Genomic DNA, 6,122 nt, shown 5'->3' on the forward strand with positions numbered 1-6,122 from the left:
GGGTGTGTCTGGTCAGGTGTCGGCCGGCGGGTTGGCCAGGGAGTCGTCCATCGTCTGCAGGTTCGCGCTGATGGCCTTGAAGCTGTCGGCGAACTTCGGGATGTTCTCGATCGCGCTGGTGAGCGAGGCGTTGAATTCGGTGTACTGCGTGGTCATCGCCGGGCTCGACTGCTGCATCCACAGCCCACCGGCGCTGGTGAGCAGCTCCGTCACCTGAAACTGCAGCCGGGTGAGGGTCGAGGTGATCTCGGTGCCCTCGTTGATGAGCCGGGTTGCAAGCGCGTTGACCTGGGCGTAGTCGACGTCGATGTCTGCCATGGGCAGCGTTCTCCTTCGGGCTTGGGGGCGGGCGATCGGCGCGGCTGGCGGGATCAGGAGCTGGCGATGGCCGAGTCCATCGCCTGTAGCTGCGAGACGATGTTGTTGAACTGGTTCGCGAAGCTGTTGATGTTGTTCACCGCCGCGGTGACGGAGGTGTTGAAGTCGGTGTACTGCTGCTGCAGGACGGGACTCGACTTCACCAGCCACAGGCCGCCGCCGCTGGACAGCAGTGCCGTCACCGCCGACTGCAGCGAGGTCAGCTTCGGCACCGTCTCGGCGACGGCGGCGTTCAGCGAGGCGGCGACGGTGTCGACGCTCGCGTAGTCGATCTTGATGTCGGCCATGAGCCGCTCCTGTCGTTTCGGGGCCCGTAGCCGGGCGACGGTAGGCGGTACGGGACGGTGGGCGGTACTGGTCAGAACACGGGGGGATAGCCGTACAGGTCCGGTAGCGGGTCCACGTGGGAGGTCAGGGTCCAGCGGTCCTTGGCCGGGTCACCGTTGTAGAAGTCCATGCTGCCGTCCGGGTTAGCGACGATCTTGGTGCCCGTCCCGTCCGAGCCGACGGTCACGCTCGTGGTCGTCGTCTCGCCCTTGGGGTCGACGGTGACGCTGTTGTAGGCGCCGTTCTGGCCCGGGGTCACCGTCGTCGTGGTGGTGCCGTCGTCGGTGGTGCTGGTCATGACGGAGACGTGGTCGGTACCGGTCTTCTTGGTGATCACTTCCCTGGTGCCGTCGGAGTGGGTCACGGTGGTCGTGTAGTCGACGTTGTCGGGTTTCCCGTCGTTGTCGAGGTCGGTGTAGCTGTAGGTGGTCGTCTCCGTGTACGACAGGCCGTTCGGGGCCGTGACCGTGCTCGTCTCAGAAATGATCTTTCCGTTGCCGTCCACCTGCTGGCTGCTGGAGGTGGTGGTGCCGTCCGGTACGGAGACGCTGGTGGGCCGGGCGCCGGGGTCCGTCGGCGGCGGGCGGCCCTCGCCCCACAGCGGGATGGTGGCGGTCTGCAGCACGCCGTTCTCGTCGTAGTACTGGTAGGTGATGACCTTGTTCTTGGTGTCCTGGTAGTGCTGCCAGGCGTTCTCCTGGGCCTGCCACTGGTCGATCTTCGACTGCAGCCGCGCGGAGTTCGCCTTGCTCGCGAAGTCCGCATCCTGGTCGAAGAACGCCTTGGCGACGCTGTCGAGCAGATCGGCCAGGTCGTCCAGCTTCGTCATCGAGTCCTTGAACGGCTGGTGGCAGGTGGCATAGAAGGCGCTGAGCGCGGCGAACAACGTCGAGTCGCCGACCGCGTCAGCGCCGACCTCGCCGGTGCTGCTCACGACCGCGCGACCGGAGACGTGGTCGACGTCGGTCTGGATCTGCCCGCGCAGGGTGCGCAGGCTGCCGGACAGCTCATGCAACAGCCCGTAGTCGAGCACGATGTCGGCCATCTTGGCTCCCGTCCGCGGCGGTCCTTCCCACCACCTACTACGTGCCGCGGGGCCGGCACGGTTCGCGGCCCGGGGCCGCCAGAGGCCTGCTCTGTCCGGCGATGAACCGTGGCGTGGCGTGGGCGCGTCTCACTGAGGGGGCGGTCCTTGTCTGGCCGGGCCGGTGCCCTCCGACGAGGCGGTGGCCGCTGGACGGTGCCACAGCGCGCAGTGGTGCCGCAGCGCAGAGCGGGAGGTTCGGGATGCCACGACCGACCGACTGGTCGCCGTTGAAGCTGCCGGGTGATCCCACCCCCGGTGACCCGGACGCGCTGGGCTCGGTCGCCGACTTCATGGTCACGATGGCGGGGCACGCCGAGACCGCCAGAATCGGCCTGAACCAGGTCGTGGCCAAAAGCGGTGAGGGCGCCTTCGTCGGCAAGACCGCGGACTGGCTACGCGACACCATCTCCACCGCGATCCAGGACTTCGTCGGCGGGGTGAGCCAGGCGTTCCATCAGACCGAACCGGCCATGCGCACCTACATCGCGGCGCTGCGGGAGGCGCAGAGCCGCGCCGACGGGGCGCTGAGCCAGGCGGTCGGACTCGCCGAGGACGACACGCGCCGGGACACCCTCGCCGAGGACGCCAAACAGGCGGGCTCCGACCTCACCACGGCCGCACGCTCCGCGGCCGGGACGATCCGCGCGGCCCGGGAGTTCATCCACTCGCCGAATCCCAAGAAGTCCGCCTGCGACGTCTTCTGGGAGATCTTCGGCTGGATCGTGCTGGTCATCTCGGTGGTGGCGATCTTCACCGGCGGGACGCTCGGCCTCATCGCGCTGGGTCTCGGCGCGATCATGGCGATCAAGTCGGTGGTCGACTTCGCCCAGGGCAAGACGAACATCGCGGGCCTCGCCCTGGGTCTGCTGGGTCTGCTGGGCCCGTCCACCAAGCCGCTGATCGCGCTGTCCACGCTCAAGAGCATCGCCGGTGCCACCGCCAAGGTGGTCAAGACCAGTCTGACCTCGGCCGGAGTGACGATCGCCAAGATCGGCGCCGACTTCTGGCAGGCCGTCTCGACGATCACGTTCCGCGGGGTCGTCAACGGTGTCGGCGACATCGCCAGCACCGTCGCGAGCACCATCCGCAGCGGCGGCCTGTGGGTGTTCCACGCCTTCACCGCCGCCGACGGGCTCGCCGTGCGGGGCGGGGTCATCCTGCGCAACTTCGTGGTGGCCGCCCCGGCCGCCTCGGCGGCTCTGCTGCGTTCGATCGCGGTGGCGGGTGGCAAGCTGCCGGCCGCGCTCGCCGCGAGCGTCCGGGCGGTCCCCGGGCTCGCCCGCGAGGTCACGAACCTGCTCGGCACCGGGATACGTGCGGTGCCGCGGGTGCTGAGCAACGAGTTCGGCGGCTGGAAGTGGTTGAAGATCTTCCTGCCGCTCAACGGCGTGGAGATCGGCGTGCTCGGCGTGCAGGACGCGTTCCGCCTCGCCGTCCTCGGCCGGGGGCTGATGCGCACCGGCCAGTATGCGGACCTCGTCGAGAAGGTGAACCTGGCGCAGCTTGCCGGCGGGTCGCTGCGGATCAGTGACAGCATCCTGCACGCGGTGAACCCGCCGGAGCCCGGGCTGGCCCGCACGGACTCGGGTCTGTTCGTGCCGAAGCCGGCGCAGGGCGTCTCCGCCATCGACACGCACCTCGGCGGCGGGGTCTCCGCCGAGCTGGGCGGTGGCACCGGGCTCGCCGGCAAGCTCGCCACCGCCGGGGTTTCCCTGCCGGACCTGCACCTGCCCACCGCCGGGGTGCACCTCGGCGAGGTGGGCGGCACCCCGGTCCCGGCAGTGGGGCAGCTGCCCGGCGCGATCACCGCCAGCGGACTGCACCTGCCAGGGACCGCCGCCACCACCCTGCACCTGCCCGCCACGATCGGCGCCGGCACCCAGCTGCCCAACGGTGCCACGCTGGCCCACAGCGTCACCGGTCTGGACGGTGGCGTCCGCCTGAACGGCACCGCCAACCTGAGCAGCACCGCCCATCTGGACGGCACCCTGCAGGTGAACGGCATAGCCCACCTGAACAGCGGCACCGGGCTGGACGGTGTCCAGCTGCCCGGGGCGGCACCTTCGGTCGGTGACCTGACCCGGTTGGGCGAGCTGACCCAGCTCGGCGGGGTGGGGGTCCATTCCGGGGGTGCCGACCTGGCCTCGCCAGCCCGGCTCGCCGTGCACCATGCGGGCGACCTGCCCGCCGCCGGAAGGCTGCCCGAGGTGCATGCGGCGCTCGGCGGGGACATCACGGCCGTGCGGATGTCCGACAGCCAGGTGGCGTTCAACCTCGGCGCGGCCGACGACGGCCGGGTCGTGATCGGTGCCAGCCCCGTCAACCTGCCGTCCGCGGTGCCGGCACCGGGCGGCCTCAACCACCTCGGCGGCATCCTGGGCGACGCCGGCCCCCTGGCCGGCGTGAACCACCTGGCCGGCATCAACCACCTGGCCGGCATCAACCACCTGCCCGGTGCAAACCACCTGGGCAACGCGGGCCAGCTGGGAGATGTGGGCCAGACCGGACGGCTCGCCACCCCGGCCCCGCTGCCCTCGGTCGGCGCCGCCCATCCGGACCTCGCCACGGGCACTCACCTGCCAGGCGGAGTGGCCGACCAGGCGAGCGGGACGGTGCACGCACCGGCCGCGGTGGAGCGCGCGACCGTGAGCCCGCCACCGGCCGTGACCACGTCGGTCAGTCACCCGCCAACGTTGACCACGCCGGCCCTGACCACGCCGGGCGCCGGGGCGCCCCTGCACCTGGGCGGGCCCACCACGTTGCCGGGTGCCCAGTCGGTGAGCGCGGCGCGCGCACCGGGACCCGCCCACGCCGAGGTGGTCATCGGCGCCGGCGGCGTGGAGATCCGCAGCCAGACGGCAGCTCCGACCCAGGCGACGGCATTGGGCTCGACCGGAGCCGGAGCCGGAGGTCGGGTCGCTGGTGCCACGCCGCCGAGCCAGCCGACGGTCAGCCAGCTCATGAACGACGTCCTCGACCTGCTGGCCACGCCGCCGCACACCGGGGACCGGTCCGGCGCAGGCCTCGGCGCGGGAACAACCTCCGTCCCGGACGGGGTGAGCGCGAAGGTCGTCGATCCCTCGCTGGCCGGCGAGCGTGGCCCGCAGCCCGGACTCGACACCGCCGGTATGCCGGGGGCCCGGGCCGGCTCCGAAGCGGCGGTTCGGACCGATCCGGCATTCGCCGGGCACGCCCCCATCCCGCTTTCGGTGCGCCCCGACCAGCTCGGGGGAACAGGGGGACCCGGCCTTGGCGGTGTGTTCGATGATCTGGCGCACAGCGTCGCGGCCGTGCAGAGCGCCCGGGAGCACCTCGGGTCCGTCCAGGACACCGTTCGCCTCGGCAGCGGCTCCAACCCGGCGGCGGACGCGCTACGGGTGGCCCGGGCCGACCGCGACCTGCGCATCGCCGAGTCGATGCACCAGCGCACCATCGACAACCTGCAGGCCAACGGGATACCCGACCCGATCAGAGCCGCCGGCGAGCACGCCTGGGAGCAGTTCCGGATCGCCGAGGTTCGTCTCGGCGAGGCCGCCGCCGAACACCAGCAGGTGAACCCGGGTGCAGCCATGGGCCCGTTCGGCGAGGGCGCATCGGCGGCGGTCAAGGGCAAGGCGACGATGACCCCTGCCCAGCTGGCAGCCGACGGCCGGCTGCACGAAGCCCTCGCCGGATTCGCCGCCGCCGAGGACAGGCTGCACAACCTCGGCCTCGACCCACGCCAGCTGCGCGCCGCCGACGACGAGGCCCTGCGACTCTCCCTGATCGAGCGGCCCCGCCTGCTCGGCGGAACCCAGCTGACCGGACTGACCGGACCCTTCGGTCACCTCGAGATCGACCCGGGCGGCCGACTCGCGACAGTGCAGCGACCGCAGGGCCCACCGGAGAACTTCACCTACCGGCCGGAAAACGGTGGTCATCGGCTTACCAGCCAGGATGGTTCCTGGCAGCAGTTTGATGTGAGCGGTCAGCTGACCGGTCTGCATATGCCGGTGCGGGATGTTTCTGGTGGTGCGGGTGGCCGGTTGGAGGTGGACCTCAATACGAACACGGCGACGTTGCATCGTCCGGTGGGTCAGCCGGAGACTTTCACTCATGCCTGGCAGGGCGGTGGTCATCGGCTTACCAGCCAGGATGGCAGCGGTTCCTGGCGGCATTTCGATGTGAACGGTCAGCTGACCGGCCTGGACATGCCGGTGCGGGATATCATCGGCGCGCCGGGTGGCCGGCTGGAGATCGACGTCAACGCCGGTACGGCGACGTTGCATCGTCCGGTGGGTCAGCCGGAGACTTTCACTCATGCCTGGCAGGGCGGTGGTCATCGGCTTAC

4 protein-coding genes are annotated in these 6,122 nt (G+C 70.6%); 1 reads left to right on the top strand and 3 read right to left on the bottom strand.

The window, feature by feature from the left end; genetic code table 11:
* Window positions 1-12: 12 nt before the first annotated feature.
* The 3 genes from MXD61_RS20800 to MXD61_RS20810 all read right to left on the bottom strand — a co-directional run bounded on the left by MXD61_RS20800 (window position 13) and on the right by MXD61_RS20810 (window position 1,750).
* A complete protein-coding gene (locus MXD61_RS20800; RefSeq protein ID WP_248815143.1) occupies window positions 13-318 on the bottom strand; it encodes a WXG100 family type VII secretion target in 306 nt (101 codons plus the stop codon).
* Between the two features lie 53 nt (window positions 319-371).
* On the bottom strand, window positions 372-665 hold the full coding sequence (locus MXD61_RS20805) for a WXG100 family type VII secretion target (protein ID WP_248815144.1): 294 nt from the start codon (window positions 663-665) through the stop codon (window positions 372-374).
* A gap of 71 nt (window positions 666-736) precedes the next feature.
* Window positions 737-1,750, bottom strand: a complete 1,014-nt coding sequence (locus MXD61_RS20810; protein WP_248815145.1) for a hypothetical protein — start codon at window positions 1,748-1,750, stop codon at window positions 737-739.
* Window positions 1,751-1,992: 242 nt separating this feature from the next.
* Between MXD61_RS20810 and MXD61_RS20815 the strand changes: the two genes are divergently transcribed.
* A partial coding sequence (locus tag MXD61_RS20815; protein ID WP_374629307.1) for a hypothetical protein occupies window positions 1,993-6,122 on the top strand: 4,130 nt, incomplete at its 3' end.

The organism is Frankia sp. AgPm24 (assembly GCF_023243055.1).
GTDB lineage: Bacteria > Actinomycetota > Actinomycetes > Frankiales > Frankiaceae > Frankia > Frankia umida.

What these genes read in the sequence shown, in the direction of transcription:
- MXD61_RS20800 (WP_248815143.1), bottom strand. Translation starts at nt 318, where the DNA reads ATGGCAGACATCGACGTCGACTACGCCCAGGTCAACGCGCTTGCAACC.
- MXD61_RS20805 (WP_248815144.1), bottom strand. Translation starts at nt 665, where the DNA reads ATGGCCGACATCAAGATCGACTACGCGAGCGTCGACACCGTCGCCGCC.
- MXD61_RS20810 (WP_248815145.1), bottom strand. Translation starts at nt 1,750, where the DNA reads ATGGCCGACATCGTGCTCGACTACGGGCTGTTGCATGAGCTGTCCGGC.